Annotated in this window: 19 protein-coding genes and 1 pseudogene; 12 read left to right on the top strand and 8 right to left on the bottom strand. The window is 57.7% G+C overall.

The features are described 5' to 3' along the window. Positions 1–5 precede the first annotated feature (5 nt). The 5 genes from QZ487_RS05635 (at position 6) to QZ487_RS05615 (ending at position 5,293) form a co-directional block, all read left to right on the top strand. On the top strand, positions 6–875 hold the full coding sequence (locus tag QZ487_RS05635) for a F0F1 ATP synthase subunit gamma (RefSeq protein WP_285976778.1): 870 nt from the start codon (positions 6–8) through the stop codon (positions 873–875). Positions 876–890: 15 nt separating this feature from the next. Beyond that, the gene (locus QZ487_RS05630; protein WP_296023720.1) at positions 891–1,235 is read left to right on the top strand and encodes a hypothetical protein; all 345 of its coding nucleotides are present in this window, start codon (positions 891–893) and stop codon (positions 1,233–1,235) included. Positions 1,236–1,262: 27 nt separating this feature from the next. Further along, positions 1,263–2,720 (top strand): F0F1 ATP synthase subunit beta, encoded by a 1,458-nt coding sequence (atpD, locus tag QZ487_RS05625; RefSeq protein WP_285976776.1) that lies wholly within the window; start codon positions 1,263–1,265, stop codon positions 2,718–2,720. A gap of 20 nt (positions 2,721–2,740) precedes the next feature. Next, a complete protein-coding gene (locus QZ487_RS05620) occupies positions 2,741–2,998 on the top strand; it encodes an ATP synthase F1 subunit epsilon (protein ID WP_296023718.1) in 258 nt (85 codons plus the stop codon). 171 nt (positions 2,999–3,169) lie between these two features. Then, on the top strand, positions 3,170–5,293 hold the full coding sequence (locus QZ487_RS05615; protein ID WP_296023717.1) for a prolyl oligopeptidase family serine peptidase: 2,124 nt from the start codon (positions 3,170–3,172) through the stop codon (positions 5,291–5,293). A gap of 59 nt (positions 5,294–5,352) precedes the next feature. Here QZ487_RS05615 and QZ487_RS05610 read toward each other — a convergent pair whose 3' ends face one another. Then, positions 5,353–6,009 (bottom strand): heme-binding protein, encoded by a 657-nt coding sequence (locus QZ487_RS05610; protein WP_296023716.1) that lies wholly within the window; start codon positions 6,007–6,009, stop codon positions 5,353–5,355. Positions 6,010–6,230: 221 nt separating this feature from the next. Here QZ487_RS05610 and QZ487_RS05605 point away from each other — a divergent pair. After that, positions 6,231–6,341 (top strand): annotated as a pseudogene (locus QZ487_RS05605) (hypothetical protein); the annotation flags it as partial. Between the two features lie 35 nt (positions 6,342–6,376). Continuing rightward, on the top strand, positions 6,377–6,520 hold the full coding sequence (locus tag QZ487_RS05600; protein WP_296024129.1) for a hypothetical protein: 144 nt from the start codon (positions 6,377–6,379) through the stop codon (positions 6,518–6,520). Positions 6,521–6,594: 74 nt separating this feature from the next. Here the strand turns inward: QZ487_RS05600 and QZ487_RS05595 are convergent, their stop codons facing one another. Both QZ487_RS05595 and glmU read right to left on the bottom strand, forming a co-directional pair. Continuing rightward, a complete protein-coding gene (locus QZ487_RS05595) occupies positions 6,595–6,813 on the bottom strand; it encodes a hypothetical protein (protein ID WP_296024118.1) in 219 nt (72 codons plus the stop codon). A gap of 64 nt (positions 6,814–6,877) precedes the next feature. Next, positions 6,878–8,233, bottom strand: a complete 1,356-nt coding sequence (gene glmU, locus QZ487_RS05590; RefSeq protein WP_296023715.1) for a bifunctional UDP-N-acetylglucosamine diphosphorylase/glucosamine-1-phosphate N-acetyltransferase GlmU — start codon at positions 8,231–8,233, stop codon at positions 6,878–6,880. 59 nt (positions 8,234–8,292) lie between these two features. On the opposite strand from glmU, the gene QZ487_RS05585 reads away from it, so the two are divergent. After that, the gene (locus tag QZ487_RS05585; protein ID WP_285976770.1) at positions 8,293–8,976 is read left to right on the top strand and encodes an HAD-IA family hydrolase; all 684 of its coding nucleotides are present in this window, start codon (positions 8,293–8,295) and stop codon (positions 8,974–8,976) included. Between the two features lie 135 nt (positions 8,977–9,111). Further along, positions 9,112–10,047: an SDR family NAD(P)-dependent oxidoreductase gene (locus QZ487_RS05580; RefSeq protein WP_285976769.1), complete on the top strand. Its 936-nt coding sequence runs from the start codon at positions 9,112–9,114 to the stop codon at positions 10,045–10,047. Between the two features lie 225 nt (positions 10,048–10,272). Here the strand turns inward: QZ487_RS05580 and QZ487_RS05575 are convergent, their stop codons facing one another. Genes QZ487_RS05575 through QZ487_RS05560 form a run of 4 tightly spaced genes read right to left on the bottom strand, consistent with a single transcriptional unit; the run spans position 10,273 to position 13,270 of the window. Next, entirely contained in the window at positions 10,273–10,638 is a 366-nt protein-coding gene (locus tag QZ487_RS05575) for a DUF2794 domain-containing protein (protein ID WP_296023713.1), read from the bottom strand. Further along, entirely contained in the window at positions 10,638–11,342 is a 705-nt protein-coding gene (gene epsC, locus QZ487_RS05570; RefSeq protein WP_296023712.1) for a serine O-acetyltransferase EpsC, read from the bottom strand. The genes QZ487_RS05575 and epsC overlap by 1 nt, the downstream gene beginning before the upstream one ends. Before the next feature lie 26 nt (positions 11,343–11,368). Next, positions 11,369–11,980: a DnaA/Hda family protein gene (locus QZ487_RS05565; protein WP_296023711.1), complete on the bottom strand. Its 612-nt coding sequence runs from the start codon at positions 11,978–11,980 to the stop codon at positions 11,369–11,371. An 18-nt stretch (positions 11,981–11,998) separates the two neighbouring features. Further along, a complete protein-coding gene (locus tag QZ487_RS05560; RefSeq protein ID WP_296023709.1) occupies positions 11,999–13,270 on the bottom strand; it encodes a heavy-metal-associated domain-containing protein in 1,272 nt (423 codons plus the stop codon). A gap of 73 nt (positions 13,271–13,343) precedes the next feature. Between QZ487_RS05560 and purM the strand changes: the two genes are divergently transcribed. The 3 genes from purM to QZ487_RS05545 all read left to right on the top strand — a co-directional run bounded on the left by purM (position 13,344) and on the right by QZ487_RS05545 (position 16,238). Beyond that, positions 13,344–14,447, top strand: a complete 1,104-nt coding sequence (gene purM, locus QZ487_RS05555) for a phosphoribosylformylglycinamidine cyclo-ligase (protein WP_285976764.1) — start codon at positions 13,344–13,346, stop codon at positions 14,445–14,447. Then, positions 14,440–15,027 carry a phosphoribosylglycinamide formyltransferase gene (purN, locus tag QZ487_RS05550; RefSeq protein ID WP_367114433.1) on the top strand — a complete coding sequence of 196 codons (588 nt, stop codon included), beginning with the start codon at positions 14,440–14,442 and terminating at the stop codon, positions 15,025–15,027. Before purM ends, purN begins: the two co-directional genes overlap by 8 nt. 98 nt (positions 15,028–15,125) lie before the next feature. After that, on the top strand, positions 15,126–16,238 hold the full coding sequence (locus QZ487_RS05545) for a sulfotransferase (protein WP_296023708.1): 1,113 nt from the start codon (positions 15,126–15,128) through the stop codon (positions 16,236–16,238). Here QZ487_RS05545 and mddA read toward each other — a convergent pair. Continuing rightward, entirely contained in the window at positions 16,235–16,972 is a 738-nt protein-coding gene (gene mddA, locus QZ487_RS05540) for a methanethiol S-methyltransferase (RefSeq protein ID WP_285976762.1), read from the bottom strand. The two genes, QZ487_RS05545 and mddA, sit on opposite strands and share 4 nt — an antisense overlap. Positions 16,973–17,050: the final 78 nt, after the last annotated feature.

The following is a 17,050-nucleotide window of genomic DNA, read 5'->3' as shown; positions in this document are numbered from 1 at the left end:
CCACCATGGCCTCGCTTAAAGAACTCAAGGATCGGATCGGGTCGGTAAAATCGACTCAGAAGATCACCAAGGCCAAACAGATGGTCGCAGCGGCGAAATTGCGCCGTGCGCAGTCAGCTGCCGAAGCTGCACGCCCATACGCAGAGCGTCTGGCGGCGGTGATGGCATCGCTCGCGACCAAGGTTAGCGGCGATAGCGCGCCGAAACTGCTGGCTGGCACTGGTTCGAACCAGAAACACCTGCTGGTCGTGGTCAACACGGACAAGGGCCTGTGCGGCGGATTGAACTCGAACATCGTCAAGGAAGCCAAGCTTCAGGCGAAGAAGCTGATTGCTGAAGGCAAGGACGTTCAGTTCTATCTTGTTGGCAAGAAAGGCCGCGCACCGATCAAGCGTGATTATGCGAACAAGATCGCGAAGCATTTCGACACCTCGAACGTGAAGACGCCAGGATTCGAAGAAGCAGACGCGGTCGCAGACGAACTCATCGCGATGTTCGAAGATGGCGCGTTCGATGTTGCCCATCTTGTCGCCCCTACCTTCCAGTCTGCGCTGGTTCAGACTCCGACGACAGCACAATTGATCCCGGTTCCTTCTCCAGAGGAAGCAAGCGGCGGCGATGCAGTTGTTGAATATGAGCCAGGCGAAGAGGAAATCCTCGAGGAATTGCTGCCACGATACGTGAAGACGCAAATCTTCGGCGCACTGCTGGAACGTGAAGCATCCGAGCAAGGCGCTTCGATGACTGCGATGGACAACGCCACGCGTAACGCAGGCGACCTCATCAACAAGCTGACCATTCAGTACAACCGCAGCCGTCAGGCCGCGATTACCACTGAACTGATCGAAATTATCGCTGGCGCGGAAGCGCTTTAACAACAGGACGAAACAGTGAAGAAGATCATCCTCCCGCTTCTCCCCGTGTTCGCTCTCGCGGCTTGCGGTGAAGAACCCGCACCTGCGCCAGAAGCAGAAGCAGTTGTCGAAGCGCCGGTTGAACCCGCACTTCCAGCTCCAAATCAGGAAATTTTCTCAACCGTTTTCGCGGCGTCATGCCCGAACGCAAAGCCGGTTAACACCGCTGCCTGCCGTCGTGCAGGCATGGGCAGTGACGACGTGATTTGCGAGTACGGTTTGGGTGAAGACGAATACCTCCGCAATAAGGCAACCTTAACCGCAGGCGATGGCGAGTGGGTGTTGACCGACACTGAAACAGTTTGCGCCACCGGCGCGTAAGTATTTGACCAAGGCAGGACATAGAAAATGGCCACCGCACCTGTAATGAACAAGACAACCACTGGCAGAATTACCCAGGTCATCGGCGCTGTTGTCGACGTGACCTTCGAAGGCGAACTGCCCGCGATTCTCTCCGCGCTGGAGACGATGAACGGCGACAAGAAGCTGGTTCTAGAAGTTGCCCAGCACCTGGGTGAAAACACCGTTCGCACAATCGCGATGGACTCGACCGAAGGTCTTACTCGCGGTCAGGATGTATCCAGCACTGGCGCGCAGATTTCTGTGCCGGTTGGCCCGAAAACACTCGGCCGCATCATGAATGTGGTGGGCGAGCCGATTGACGAGCGCGGCCCGATTGGCGCTGAAAAGACCTCGCCAATTCACGCTGAAGCACCACTGTTCGTCGACCAGTCAACAGAGGCCGCCATCCTCGTGACCGGCATCAAGGTTATCGACCTTCTCGCTCCTTATGCAAAGGGCGGCAAGATCGGCCTGTTCGGCGGTGCCGGCGTGGGCAAGACAGTTCTGATTCAAGAGCTGATCAACAACATCGCAAAGGGTCACGGCGGCGTGTCCGTGTTTGCTGGCGTGGGTGAGCGTACCCGCGAAGGTAACGACCTTTATCACGAGTTCCTCGACGCAGGCGTTATTGCCAAGAATGATGCTGGCGAAGCCATCAGCGAAGGCTCTAAAGTGGCGCTGGTGTTCGGCCAGATGAACGAACCTCCTGGTGCGCGCGCACGTGTTGCTCTTTCGGGTCTGACCATGGCGGAATACTTCCGCGATGAGGAAGGCCAGGACGTTCTGTTCTTCGTCGACAACATCTTCCGCTTTACGCAGGCTGGTTCAGAAGTGTCCGCACTTCTCGGCCGTATCCCGTCGGCTGTGGGCTATCAGCCGACCCTGTCGACTGACATGGGTAACCTGCAAGAGCGTATTACTTCGACAACCAAGGGCTCGATTACCTCGGTTCAGGCAATTTACGTTCCTGCCGATGACTTGACCGACCCTGCGCCAGCAACTTCGTTTGCGCACTTGGATGCGACCACCACGCTGTCGCGTGCGATCTCCGAACTCGGCATTTATCCGGCGGTTGACCCGCTGGACTCAACCAGCCGCGTTCTTGAGCCGCGCGTTGTCGGCACCGAGCACTACGAGACTGCTCGCCGCGTTCAGGAAACGCTGCAGAAGTACAAATCGCTGCAAGACATCATCGCCATTCTCGGCATGGACGAGCTTTCGGAAGAAGATAAGCTGACCGTTGCGCGCGCGCGCAAGATCCAGCGCTTCCTGTCTCAGCCGTTCCACGTGGCCGAAGTCTTCACCAACATTCCGGGTCTGTTCGTACAGCTCGAAGATACGATCAAATCGTTCAAGGCTGTTGTTGATGGCGAATATGACCACCTGCCTGAAGCGGCCTTCTACATGGTTGGCGGCATCGATATGGCGGTCGAAAAAGCTAAGAAAATGGCTGAGGAAGCCTAAGCCGGGCCAAGGAAAAGACAATGGCACTGCACTTTGAACTCGTTACTCCGGCCAAGCTGGTCCGCTCGGAAGACGTCCATATGGTCGTCGTCCCCGGCACCGAAGGTGAATTCGGTGTACTGGAAGGCCATGCGCCTTTCATGTCGACCATCCGCGACGGTGCGGTTCAGGTTTACGCCAAGGAAGGCGTAGAACCTGAGTTGATCGAAGTGCGCGGCGGTTTCGCCGAAGTGGGCGAAAAAGGGCTGACAGTGTTGGCAGAAAAGATCGAAGAATAACCCTCCTCGACACAGATGAAATTGGAAAGGGCGGCCAATTGGTCGCCCTTTTTCGTTGGAATCTCCTTCACATTCGACGTTGCAACCGCCACATAACTATCGACGGAATTCCCCCAAAGGAGAGGATATTTGAAAATTGTTTCGACAATTGCCCTGGCAGGTGCACTTGCCATGACCACATCCCCGGCATTTGCAGATGGCCACGGCCACCACGAGCATGAGGCTGAAGCCGCCGAAGACGGTGTGCCTGGCCCTGAACAGGATCCCTATATCTGGCTGGAAGAAGCCCGCAGCGAAGAGGCGCTTGCCTGGGTACGGGCAGAGAACGAACGCACCTTGGCGCATATGGAAGCCGATCCGCGCTTCGAACAGCTTAAGAACGATGCTTTGGAAATCCTCGATAGCGAGGACCGCATTCCTTTCGTCTCCTTCCGCCCGGATGGCCTCTACAATTTCTGGCAGGACAAGGAAAACCCGAAGGGTCTACTTCGCCGGACAACTCTGGAAAGCTATCAAACCGATGATCCCGAATGGGAGATCATCCTTGACGTTGATGCCCTCGCAACGGCTGAAGGCATGGAATGGGTCTACAAAGGCTCATCCTGCCTGCCCCCGGCACTCAACAGATGCATGATTGCACTTTCGGATGGTGGCGAAGACGCGACTATACTGCGCGAATTTGACACCTCGTCGAAGGAGTTTGTCGAAGATGGATTTGTGCTGGATCAAAAGAGCCAGGGCGGCATCCAATGGGTCGATGAAGACACCATGCTCGTCACACGCAACTTCAGCGAAGAACTGCAGACCGAGAGCGAATATCCCTACACAACCCGCATCTGGACACGTGGCGCATCAATTGAGGATGCGCCGGAAATCTTCCGCGGAGAGAAGACCGATGTATCTTCGGGCGCCTATCTGCTTCGCGACAATGACGCGACGGTGCATGCCCGGATCGCGTATAGATCAGTCAGCTTCCATGAGGTCGAATACTACGTCGAGAAAGATGGCGAGTGGCTACGCCTTGATATTCCACTCAAAACATCGCCCTACGGCATTGTGGACGGCCACATTCTCTATTCGACCGATGTCGATTGGGAGGTTGATGGCCAAACCTTCCCGGCGGACAGCTTGATCGCGGTCGATCTGGAAGAATGGAAAGCCGATCCAAACGGCGCGAAGAAAACGCTGGTATGGGCTCCCGCTGAACGCCAGACGAAACGCGGCGGCGCTATCACGGGCAATTCGCTATTCGTGGGCATGCTCGACAATGTCGTTGGCAAGGTCGTCCAATTCGATTTCGAAGATGGCGCGTGGGTCAGCAAGCAGGTTGATCTGCCAGACAATGCAACCGTAGGCATTGCGGCATCGTCTTCTGAAACCGACCAGATCATGTTCACGGTTACGGATTTCCTCAATCCTACCACGCTGTATTATTCGGACGGCGGCACTCCACTGGCGCTCAAGCAGTCACCCAGCCGATTTGACAAGGCGGGTATGGAAGTCGAGCAGCACGAGGCCACGAGCGCTGACGGGACCAAGATTCCTTATTTCATCGTCAAGCCAGAAGGTATGGAGATGGACGGCATCACAGCAACGCTGATGACCGGTTATGGAGGCTTCCAGGTTCCGCGCCTGCCCGGCTACCTTGGCACGACAGGCAAGCTGTGGCTTGAAAATGGCGGGGCCTATGTGCTGGCAAACCTGCGCGGGGGCGGTGAATTCGGCCCCGGCTGGCACCAGACCGCGATCCGCGAGAACAAGCAACGCACATGGGATGACTTTATCGCTGTCGGTCAGGATCTGGTCGACAAGGGCTTCACCTCGCCTCAGCACCTCGGCATTCAGGGAGGCAGCCAAGGCGGATTGCTGGTCGGAACCGCCTTCACACAGCGCCCTGACCTGTTCGGCGGCGCAATCGTGCAGATCCCATTGTTCGATATGCTGCGCTATCACCTGATCGGGCGCGGCGCCTCGTGGATCGGCGAATATGGCGATCCACGCATTCCAGAGCAACGCGCATGGATCGGGGGTTACTCTCCCTATCAGAAGATCGTCGAAGGCGTGGACTACCCCACTCCGTTCCTATGGGCATCGACGGCAGATGACCGCACCCATCCTGCGCACGCGCGCAAGGGTGCAGCCAAGCTGAAGGAATTGGGCCAGCCTTACTTCTACTTCGAAGACATGACTGGCGGGCACTCGGGCGGCGTCGATAATGAACAACGCGCGAAGCTACAGGCGCTGCAATATGTCTATCTCATGCAACAGCTGATGGACAGTGGTGACGGCGAGTAAGTTACTGAAAAACAAATGCATAAGGGCGGCCTGTTCGGGTCGCCCTTTTCATTTGGGGGTTACTCGGCAACCGGAATCAGCACCTCGTTACGACGATATTGGGGCGGCACCATCGGGCTGTCATAAAAGGCATATTCAGGCGCGCCGATCGCTTCGATATCCTTCTCATTCATCCATTCGCGCAGAATGACCTCGGCCCGTTCCAAATTGCGGCTGCTCGAGGCGCCGGCAAACCGAACCACAGCCATCCTGCGCGCAGGAACTTCGGACAACGTGATGTCCTCTGCCGCTTCTGGCAGTGTCTCCAAGGTGTATTTGCGGGGCATCACGAACCGCGTGCGCCATGCCCCCTCTTGGCCGGGATCCTGCATCACAGGTGATGTCATCGCGATCTCTTCGGTTTGATCGACGATAACCGGAGAAGTCATGGCGATAGCTTCGCTCTGATCATCGCCCTGGTCGCGGCGAGGCCGTTCTTGAGCGAAAATGTAAGCGGCAAGGCGGCGGAAACCCGCATTCAGCGCTCTGCCCCGTTCGCCGCGATGGGTGACTTCAGCGACCAGCATAGGCTCATACTGACGAACCTCAAATCGATCCTCTTCAACCAGCGCTTGATACGCTGGCTGCTCCTCATCCTCCTGAGCGTGGGCGGGCGCAAAGACGAGCCCCGCGGCTGCAGCTCCAGCCAATGCCAAGAACACTTTCCCGAATGCCATACGAATCCCCTTCGTCTTGAGATTTCAAGCGAATGAGAAGCGTATTGGTTCCATCTTTGCACTGACCCGTCAGCTAACCCGGATAACCTTGCGCGGTTCGTCGCATAAGCAGCACCGATCGAGTGTTTAACTCAAAAAGAACCATCTTTCGAAAGTCCGAATTAACTCAGAAAATCCACGATTTGTTTCCGCGGGGGTTATGGTTTTGTTGGAGAAAGTCGATGGTATACGCCCCAAATGAGAATGTGACTGACGCAATCAAGCGTGCCGGTCTGCCTCGGAATCACGATATTCACTGGTCCAAAGCGCGCAAGGAAGAGGTTGTGCAAGCCGTACGAGAGAAGCTGATAAGCTTCGACGAAGCGCGGTGGCGCTATCTGCTGAGTCACGCGAGTTCCGCCAGTGGGAACAGCAGGTGGATGCCCGCCACGCACAGAAGGTCACTCCAAAACAACCGCTGGAGCTGCGCAATCGCGAGCTGGCCAGAGGCGGAGAGTTGGAAGAAGCCTGAGGTTTAGTCCGACAGGGTCGCAGCTACCAAGGGTCGCAACCCGTATCGTCACGCTAGCCGCCTGATCGAACGCACTATTTCCTGGTCGGTGCGTGAAAGTCAGGCGGCTTGGAGCTGACCCAATTCACGAATTTGGCAATCTCCGGATGGGCGCGGATCGCCCCCTGATCTGCGCCCATTCTTGCAAGTTCGGCATTGGTAAAGTTCGCGTGGATCGCCTTGTGGCAGATCGGATGGATAGCCACAGTTTCGCGGCCCTTCTTCGCCTTCGGAACCGTGTGGTGCCACTGCATAAGCGTTTCGAACGGACGTTCGCACAACCAGCAGGTGAGGCAAGCGGCTTCGCTCACACGCGCCTCAATCTTTCTTCGCCGCTTTCTTCTTCTTCATCGCGTCGTGAAACCGGTCCGCCCAGCCGGGCTTCACGATCTGCTCTCCACGCACCATGCGCAGGTCCCCGTCGCCAACGTCACGGCTGACCGCGCTGCCCGCAGCCACAATGGCATCCGCACCGATCTTTACCGGCGCGATAAGCGAACTGTTCGATCCAATGAAGGCGCGCGGGCCAATCTCGGTCTTGTATTTGAAATAGCCGTCGTAATTACAGGTAATGGTGCCCGCACCGATATTGGCGTTTTCGCCCACTGTTGCATCACCCAGATAGGTGAGGTGGCTGGCCTTTGCCCCGGGGCCGAGCGTCGCTTTCTTCATCTCCACGAAATTGCCGACAAAGGCATTCTCTTCCAGCACTGCCCCCGGGCGCAGCCGAGCAAAGGGGCCGACTTGCGCGCGCGTACCTATATTCGCGCCTTCGATATGGCTGAAGCTCTTGATCCATGCCCCATCGGCGACCGTAACGCCCGGACCGAATACGACATTAGGCTCAACCATAACGTCGCGGCCCAGCCGGGTGTCATGGCTGAAGAAGACGGTTTCGGGCGCGACCAGCGTTGCGCCATCGGCCAGCGCGGCTTCACGGCGCGCAGCTTGCCACGCAGCTTCGGCAGCAGCCAATTCGCCGCGGCTGTTGATCCCGGTTACTTCGCTCGGATCATCGCATACCACCACCGCGCAAGCCCGGCCGTCTCCGATCGCGATATTGACGATATCAGGCAGGTAGTATTCACTCTGCGCATTGTCATTGCTGACCCGCGCGAGCAGCGCGAACAGATCTTCGCTCCTGGCGGCGAGTAGGCCAGAGTTACACAGACTGCAGGCACGCTCTTCCTCGCTAGCATCCTTGAATTCGATCATTTTGGATATGCTGCCAGCATTGTTGGCAATGACGCGGCCATAATGCCCTGGATCGGCGGGCTCGAAGCCCAAAACCACACAAGCGGGCTCATCTGCGCCATGCAGACGCTCCAGCATCGAGCGCATTGTTTCTGCGCGAACGAATGGGACATCTCCGTAAAGCACCAGCACATCACCGCTAAAGCCGGTGAGCGTATCCTGCGCATTCTGCACAGCATGGCCTGTGCCCAGTTGTGGCTCCTGCGGGACGGTTTCAGCCCGACCTCCAACCGCCCGCGCAATCTGATCTGCCTTGTCGCCGACCACGACGACGGTCTGTTTCGGTGCCAGCTCGTCCAGCGATGCAAGCAGATGGTCAAGCATCGCCCGTCCAGCAATCGGGTGCAGCACCTTGTGCAGGTCGCTCTTCATTCGTGTGCCCTTGCCCGCAGCAAGAACGATCGCAGCTAAATCACTCATATGAGCGATATGGCACCAAACGCTTGCGGTTTGAAGAACCATCCTCCACGGCGCGGTGCATGACTGATTTTCCCTTTGATGGTGTCGGGTTCGATCTCGACGGGACCTTGCTCGACACATTTCGTGATTTGGGCGCAGCGGTGAACCATGCGCTCAAGCTAGGCGGCATGAAACCCGTGCCCGTGGACAGTTCGAAAGACCTGATCGGCGGTGGGGCAAAGATCATGCTGGCAAAGGCGGTCGAGGGACAGGGCGGTATGCCCGAAGACGATTTCCGCGCGCTCTATAAGGAGATGCTGCGATATTATGCGGAGCACAACGCGGTCTATACAGCTCCATACCCACATGCCGAAAGCGTGCTTGATGAACTCACGATGCGCGGTGTCAAAATGGCGGTGGTGACCAACAAGTTTGAAGAGTTTGCGACCAAGGTGCTGACAGAGCTTGGTCTGGCTCACCACTTCGTAGGGATCATTGGCGGGGATTCGATGGGGCGCGGTGAGGATGGCAAGTTTCTCGCCAAACCTGCACCTGATCCGGTGATTGAAGCCCGGAAAAGATGCGAAGCGCAACGTTTCGTATTTGTCGGCGACTCGACCTATGATGTAAAAGCCGCGCAAGGAGCGGGTGTACCGGTTGTCGCTGCAGCCTACGGCTATTGCGATCTGCCGGCACAGGATCTGGGCGCGGATGCGGTTATTGATTCGCTCAAAGCGCTGATTCCGGCTCTGGAAGCGCTCTGAGACGCACGATTGCCGCTACGGAATACAGCCTCGCTGCAACCGCCTGTTGCAACGCAGCAAAGAAAGTGCCACGCAGGCCGCATATTACGTAAACGGAAGGCCTGAGGCGGCCGGATAAGCAGGAGAGGATCCCCCATGAGCATCAACTTCAAGGACAAAGTAGCCATTGTAACCGGCGCTGGCGGCGGTCTGGGCCGTGAGTATGCGCTGGAACTGGCACGTCGCGGTGCGAAGGTCGTGGTGAATGACCTTGGCGGTTCGCGGGATGGCACAGGCCATTCGGACATGGCGCTGAAAGTGGTCGAGGAAATCGAGGCCATGGGCGGCGAAGCCATGTCGAACGGCGGTTCTGTCACTGAATACGAACAGATGGAAAAGATGGTCGCCGACGCCAAACAGAAATGGGGCGGCGTGCATGTCTTGATCAACAATGCCGGTGTGCTTCGCGATAAGACCTTCGCAAAGATGAGCCCGGAAGATTTTGAGTTTGTGTTGAAGGTACACCTGACCGGCTCAGCGTTCGTCACCAAGGCATGCTGGGAAACCTTCCGTGAGCAAGCCTATGGCCGTATCTTGATGACAGCATCGTCGACCGGCCTGTTCGGCAACTTTGGCCAGGCTAACTATGGCGCAGCGAAACTGGGTCTGGCTGGCCTCACCAAGACGCTTCAGCTTGAAGGCGCGAAGTACAACATTCGCGTGAACACGCTGTCGCCGGTTGCGGGTACACGCATGACGGAAGACCTTTTCCCGGAAGAAGCATTCAAGCTATTCGATCCGGTCAACGTTGTTCCTGCTGCGCTGTTCCTGGTCAGCGAAGATTCGCCCACCAACGCAATCGTTGGCGCGGGCGCAGGCGGCTATCACAGCAGCTGGACCGTTATGAATGATGCGGTTTGGCTCAAGGAAGAAGACCGCACAGTCGAAGGCTTTGCCGCGAACTGGGACAAGATCAGCGAATTCTCGAACCTCACTGCCCCGCAATCGGGCAGCGAACAGAGCGGTAATATCCTGAAAGCGATGCAGAAAGTGCTTGGCGCAGACGCCGCACCGTCCAGCGCACGCGGATAATTCTCGCTGTAGAGCTGAATGTTGCGCTGACTGCGCTGGTAATCGGCTCTGCCCTGCTCACACTGTCGGCGTTCTGGACTCCGATCCGCTGGGCCGTTGTCCAGCCTCTGCCGCAGGATCTTCAGGCCCGTCTGCCGATAACAGCAGCGGCAACGTAATACTCGATAACTTCGAGTTGGACCGGAAAGGGCTCGTGCCTAGGCGCGGGCCCTTTTTCCTTAAGGCTTAGATATCGATTGCCCTCACCAGCCGCCGTTCGATCGGCGCCAGCACGCCGGCCAGCTCGTGCCCGCGCTTTAATACCTGGCCTTGTTCGCCAAACAGCGCCCACATGCCTTGTTTGCCGCGCAAGGCAGGGCGTTTCTCGATCCGTGTTTGAGGTTGCTCGGCTGTGCGCCGAAAGGCCGCAAACACCGCTACGTCCTTGGTGAAATCCATCGCATAGTCACGCCATTCACCGGCCGCGACCATTCGGCCATAGAGATCGAGAATGCGTTGTAATTCTTCGCGGTCAAATGCAATCTGGTTTGGAGCACGTCCGGGAAACGCGACGACTGATCCAGCCATCCCCGAACGCATACGAGAATTCATCAATCGTCAGTCCCGCTGCGTTGTGGGGGCACATTGAGCTCGTGTTCGGCCTTCAATGCTTCGATCTCTGCTTTCAGGACTTTCAATTCAACTTCCAGCTTTTCGATGCAATCGATGCGATTGCCTTCAGCATCTTCGCATTCCGGCGTAATGCCATAAGGAACAAACTCGCGCATCCATTCCTCGGCCGGGATCAGGGTCGAGCGTGCCTTGAACCCCACCATGGTTGCTCCCGCAGGGACATCTTCCACAACAACTGCATTTGCACCGACGCGTGCACGCTCACCCAAGGTGATCGGACCGATGATTTGCGCGCCCGAACCGATGATGACATTGTCCCCGATGGTGGGATGGCGCTTGCCCCCCACGCCGTTGGTCGGGTTTGTCCCACCTAATGTCACATTCTGGTAGATCGTGACATTGTCACCGATTTGCGCTGTTTCTCCAACCACCGTGAAACCGTGATCGATAAAGAAATTCTTCCCGATTTCCGCCCCGGGGTGAATATCGATTGCTGTCAGAAATCGCGAAAAATGGTTCACGAACCGCGCTAGAAAATAAAGCTTGGCTTCGTACAACCAATGCGCGACGCGGTGGAGCCCCAGCGCCCAAACACCTGGATAAAAAAGGATTTCCCAACGCGAACGCGGTGACGGATCGCGCGCCTTGACTGAGTCCAGATAGCCTTTGAGCTGGTCGAACATATTCAAATACTCCCACCAAACAGCCTTTAAAGCAAGCGTGCCTGCTCCGGGCCCCGTGTGCCTTCTAATGCGTCCCGCCACAGCGACATGGTGGCAGGGGCTTTGCGTTCAAGGCTCAAACGATCAATTGCAACCACGAGTCGCTCAATTCCCGCGAAGCTGCGCTCCGCCCGTGGAACCAGATAATCGACAGCTCCATCAGCCAGTGCAAGCCCGCGCTGAACAGCGATCGCTTCGATCAGATGCGCCGCCATATCGTCATCCGGCACACCAATCTCAAGCTGCAACGAACCACTCAGGCGGGATTTCAAATCGGGCAATGTGATGTCCCACGGCTGGCGATTTGAAATCAATAGAAGCGGCTCACCCGATTCCTGCGCGCGGTTCCAACGGTGGAAAAGTTCCGCTTCATCCCAGGCGTCAGCACCATCGACTACCGCTATGCCCTGCCCCAGCGCCCATTTGCCGAACAGGCTTTTTCCGGAACGTTCAGGTCCGGTGAGGACCGCCGTGTTGAAGGGCCAGCGCTCGGGCTTCAATAGCGCTTCATAGGCCGCCTTATTGGCGTTCCCAATCACTATGCGAGAAGGGTCGCCTGAACCGGAAAGTGATAATGGAAGCGCAATCTGTGACGGCATGGTGGGGCTCTTTCGAACCTATCGACTGATTGCGAGCGCGTCTGCGCCTTGCGTCACATTATAGCCGCGCTCTCGCAGGCCCTGCGCCAATGCATCAAGCGATCCGCCAAAGCTGACACGCATGACCGAAGTGCCGCCAAACGCGAGGCTGGTTGTTGCCGCTCCGCGAACGCCGGGCACACTGCGCACCGCAGCCAATGTCGCGTCGATCGAGGCCGCATCGGGGCTGCCAAATTGGACGACATAGGAACTGACGATTGCGGGTTCGGTCGCGTTCGGCGCGACTGCGGGAGCTGTCGGATCCAGCTCTCCGGCTGTAATGGCCGCTTCTCGGCTTTGGATCGCTCGCCCGATTTCGATCAGCCGTGCCAAAGCGGGATCCATCTCAGCCGTCGTACTGATGTTCAAAGTCGGGTCTGGCCGCAATACACCTGCGGCCAAAGCTGCTTCGAAAATGCTGTCCATACGTGACACTGCTTCAGATAGCATTTCGGGCAGTTCCGCCGGCGATACCGCGTCCATGGTAAAACTGTCGAGATAGCGGTTATCCGGGCCGTAGCGCGCAGTGAACGTCCCCTCTACGGGCCCGCCCGGGTAAGAATACTCAAGCCGCGCGACCGGCACGAGCACATCGGCGGCTGCAAATTGATCGAGGATCACGCGCCACCAGGTTCGGCTGCGGCGCATGCTCTGCCCATGGTTGAGCAGCAGCAAGTCTCCACCGGCGCCAGCAGGGCGAACATAGTTGATGCGGCTGGTGCCCGGATTGAATTCCGCCCAGGCCCGCTGCCACGGATTGCGAACTTCATACATGGTGTAGGTGCCCGCACTCGCAGTCACCGGCAGCAAGAGCATCGGTGCAGACGACCGACCACGTGAACCACCGCCAAGGTACTGGCCTGCGCGATTGCGATCAAAAATAACGCCGAGGCTGGCACGGTAGCGGCGCGGCCCGATGAGTTCCCGCTCGATCACGATGGCCGAGACCATACCGTCAATCTGCGAATCCGGTAGGTTCGGCCCACCAATCTTCGCCCAAGCATCGCGCTGAGCCTTGCGCCAGCCGGCTGCGCGCGCCTCTTCAGCGGTGTCACCGCGCACGTCGACCTCAATTCCTGTCACATCGATGTCACTGCTCGACGCGACCGGCGCAATTCCGCGATCCCCGGTGACCTGTGCTGTCAGCGCAGCAAGGCCCGCGACAAGCGCGATTACGCCGAGAATCGCAACCACAATTGTGCGGCTTGGAAGCGGTTGCGTAAGGCGCATGAAGGCAGATGATACAGTCATAGGGGAAAAGCTGATGCCTTTTGCCCAAAGGCGAGTGGAATTCCAAGCTCGAAAGGCTAAAGAGGTGGACATTATGGCCAATAACACACCGCCCGAAAGCTATACTTACGAAGACGCAGGCGTCTCGATTGATGCCGGCAACCGCTTGGTCAAGGCGATCGGTTCCCTGGTGAAAGCGACAATGCGCCCTGGTGCGGATGGCGAAATCGGCGGATTTGGCGGCTTTTTCGACCCCAAGGCGGCTGGCTATAAAGACCCTCTACTGGTTGCGGGCAACGATGGCGTCGGCACCAAGCTGAAGCTGGCGATCGATCACGACCGGCATGACACAGTCGGGATCGATCTGGTCGCCATGTGCGTCAACGATCTGATCGTGCAAGGCGCAGAACCGCTGTTCTTCCTGGACTATTTTGCCACCGGCAAGCTGGAAAATGGGGTTGCGGAACGCGTGATTGCGGGCATCGCCGAAGGCTGCAAACAAGCGGGATGCGCGTTGATTGGCGGGGAAACTGCTGAGATGCCCGGCATGTATGCCGCAGGTGATTATGATCTGGCTGGATTCTGTGTTGGCGCGGTTGAACGCGGCGAACAGCTGACCGGAGAGAAAGTTGCGCCGGGCCATATGTTGATCGGGCTTGCTTCCTCGGGCGTGCATTCGAACGGGTATTCGCTGGTGCGGCGTCTTGCTGCCGACAAGGGATGGAAACTGGATCGCCCTGCCCTGTTCGATTCAGATCGACTGCTGATTGATACGCTGATCGAGCCAACGCGAATCTATGTCACATCGCTGCTGCCGCTGGTTCGCGAAGGGTTGATCGACGGAATGGCGCATATCACCGGCGGCGGATTGCTTGAAAACATCCCGCGCGTTCTGCCCGAAGGCGCGCATGCGATGGTCGATGCCGATAGCTGGGAGCAGCCCCGGCTGATGGCCTTCCTGCAAGCGCAGGGGAATATCGAACCGGCGGAAATGGCGCGTACCTTCAATGGCGGCACCGGAATGGTGCTTGCGGTTGCGCCGGATCATCAGGATGCTGTCCTTACCCGGCTGGCAGATGCAGGCGAGAATGCCTTCACCATCGGCACAATCGAAGCGGGCGATCGGGGCTGCACCGTCAAGGGCAGCCAAGGGACATGGTCGGCCACGACCGACTGGGAAGCAAAGCACCTTGCCTAAGGCAAAGGTCGCCATTTTTATTTCCGGCAGCGGCACTAATATGGCCGCGCTGCTTTACGCCAGCAGGCTGCCAGATTGCCCCTATGAAGTCGTTCTAGTCGCCAGTAACCGGCCAGGCGCAGACGGGCTTTCGTTGGCTAGAGCCGAAGGCATTGCGACCTTTGCCCATTCGCACAAAGGCTTGGAGCGCGCCGATCACGACGCGGTGATGGAGCGCGCGGCGCAGGATGCGGACGCGGACTATATCGTTCTGGCCGGATACATGCGCATCCTGTCCGAAGAGTTTGTCTCGCGCTGGACGGGCAAGATAATCAATATCCACCCTTCGCTGCTGCCCAAATACAAAGGGCTAAACACGCATGCACGTGCGATTGAGGCTGGCGACAGGCATGGCGGCGCGACCGTTCATCTGGTGACGCCGGAACTCGATTCAGGCGCAATCCTTGAGCAGGTAAAAGTCACCATTCTGCCCGAAGACACGCCTGACACGCTCGCCGAGCGGGTCAAGCTGGCTGAGTATCAGCTCTACCCCCGCGCACTGGCAAGCTATGTAGCCCGGGCAGCCCAGGTCACCGCCTGAGCGTGGGTGTGCTGCCTCCAGAGCGCCCGCACCCATTGGCGCGGACGCCCTTGGTCGACAAAGCCTGCGCCGCGCTGGAATTAGGATGGGCTAAAGGTGTGGCCCCACCTTCTATTGATCCCAATGATCTGTGGCGCCGCGCCGCCAAGGGCACCAGAATCGCTGCTGAACATGGCGGACGAAGCCAAGAGGACGTGATCGATTTTCGCGAACGGTTGATTGCTTTGTGCAGCGCCGTATCTGCTGAATCCAAACTCAATGCGCTTGGCAAAACCATGGCGCATGGTCAGATCGTACGGGTAATCAAACAGCGGCTGGGTCTGGGGCAACTTTGGTCGAACAAGCCTGAATTGCTGAAAACTGAACTGGCGCCGCCGATCATAGTGATTGGCCAAATGCGCAGCGGGACAACGCGTATTCACCGCTTGCTGGCGGCTGACCCGGCACACAGCGCCACGCGGTTTTGCGACAGCTGGAACCCGGTGCCACGAAGGCCTGATATGCGTCCGCTATCGGGCGCGATGATGCTCGCGATAGCGCGAAAGCTCGACCCTTGGATTGATGCGCTCCACCCGATGGGTTCACGGCGCGCTGAAGAGGAACTCGGCTGGCTTGCAAGCGCATTTGGTCACAGTACCTATGACACGCAATGGCATGTGCCGAGCTTCACGCGTTTTTGCGAAGAATGCGACCCTTCACCGCTTTATCGCGAATTTGCCAGAATTTTGCGCATCGACGCCGCGCATCACGGCAATGCCGACAAGCCCCGCGTGTTGAAGGTTCCACAGATCGCCGAAGAACTGCCGGCTCTGCTTGCACAATTCCCCAATGCCCGGTTGGTGGTGGCGAACCGTCATGACGAGGATGTCTTGCACAGTTCGATGTCAGTAGTAGCCAATCAGATGGCGATCCAGTCGGACGAAGTAGACCTTGAGTGGATCGAAGCCGAATGGCGTCGCAAGCTGGAGCTGCGCCATTCGCGCGTCCAGGCAGCGCTTGCAGATTTCAATGGCACAGTCGCGCATGTCCATTTCGATGAGCTGGGTGCCGATTGGGAAAGCGAGATTGCGCGCATCTATCGCGAACTCGATATCGAGCTGACGCCGCAGGCGAGCGCTAAAATGCTCAAGGAAATGACGAGCAGCAAAGGCGGCGCGCACAGAGCGCACGCCGCCCAGTTGCAAAGGTTCAAATCAGGAAAACCGGTTTAGGGGACTTTGCCGATCCCCGGCAGGAACGCACCGACCCGCTTGCGATACTCGGCATATTCCTGGCCAAAGACATCCAGCAAATCTCGCTCCTCATAGGCAATCCCGATCACGATGTAGATCGTGAACCCGGCGGCCATGAAGGCATGACTGTATGTCATGTCAGGCGTCGCCCAAAGCCCCAGGAAGAAGCCGGTGTAAAGAGGGTGACGCACCAGCTTGTAGAACAGCGGCGTACGCATCTGCGGCGGCGATGCATTCTTTCCCGTGAGATTGTGCCAAGCCTGCTGCAATCCGAACAATTCGAAATGATTGAGCAGGAAAGTCGACAGCAGCAGGATCGCCCAACCAAGCCAGAACACAGCCCAGATTGCCGTGCGCGCTGCTTCGTTCTGGATCGACCAGATGGTTCCTTCGATCGGGTGCCAGTAATGAAATAGTGCGCCCAATACCAAAACAGTAGCAAGCAGGTAAAAGCTGCGCTCGACCGGCGCAGGAATTACCTTTGTCCACGCTTCCTTGAAAGTGGGGCGAGCCATTACGGTGTGTTGAACGCCAAAAAGTGCAATCAGGCCGACATTGACCAACAGAGCAGTAGCCAATGGACCTTCGCGTCCCTTGTCGACTGTTAGCGGCATGAAATCGAACGCGCCGACCCAGCCGATCAGAAAAAGTAGAGCCGCAACGGCGGCGGTATAAAATGTCAGTGAAACCAACATCAACAGCAATCTGCCCATGATTCCCTCCCCCAGAATCATTCAGGTGACCCAAATCAGGATAGCTGATTGTGTCTTGCAGCGCGAATCCAGCGCTCA

The sequence above is a fragment of the uncultured Altererythrobacter sp. genome (assembly GCF_913057185.1).
Taxonomy (GTDB): domain Bacteria; phylum Pseudomonadota; class Alphaproteobacteria; order Sphingomonadales; family Sphingomonadaceae; genus Erythrobacter; species Erythrobacter rubellus.
The sequence above is the reverse complement of the archived record's forward strand: the minus strand, read 5'-3'. Positions and strand labels throughout refer to the sequence as shown.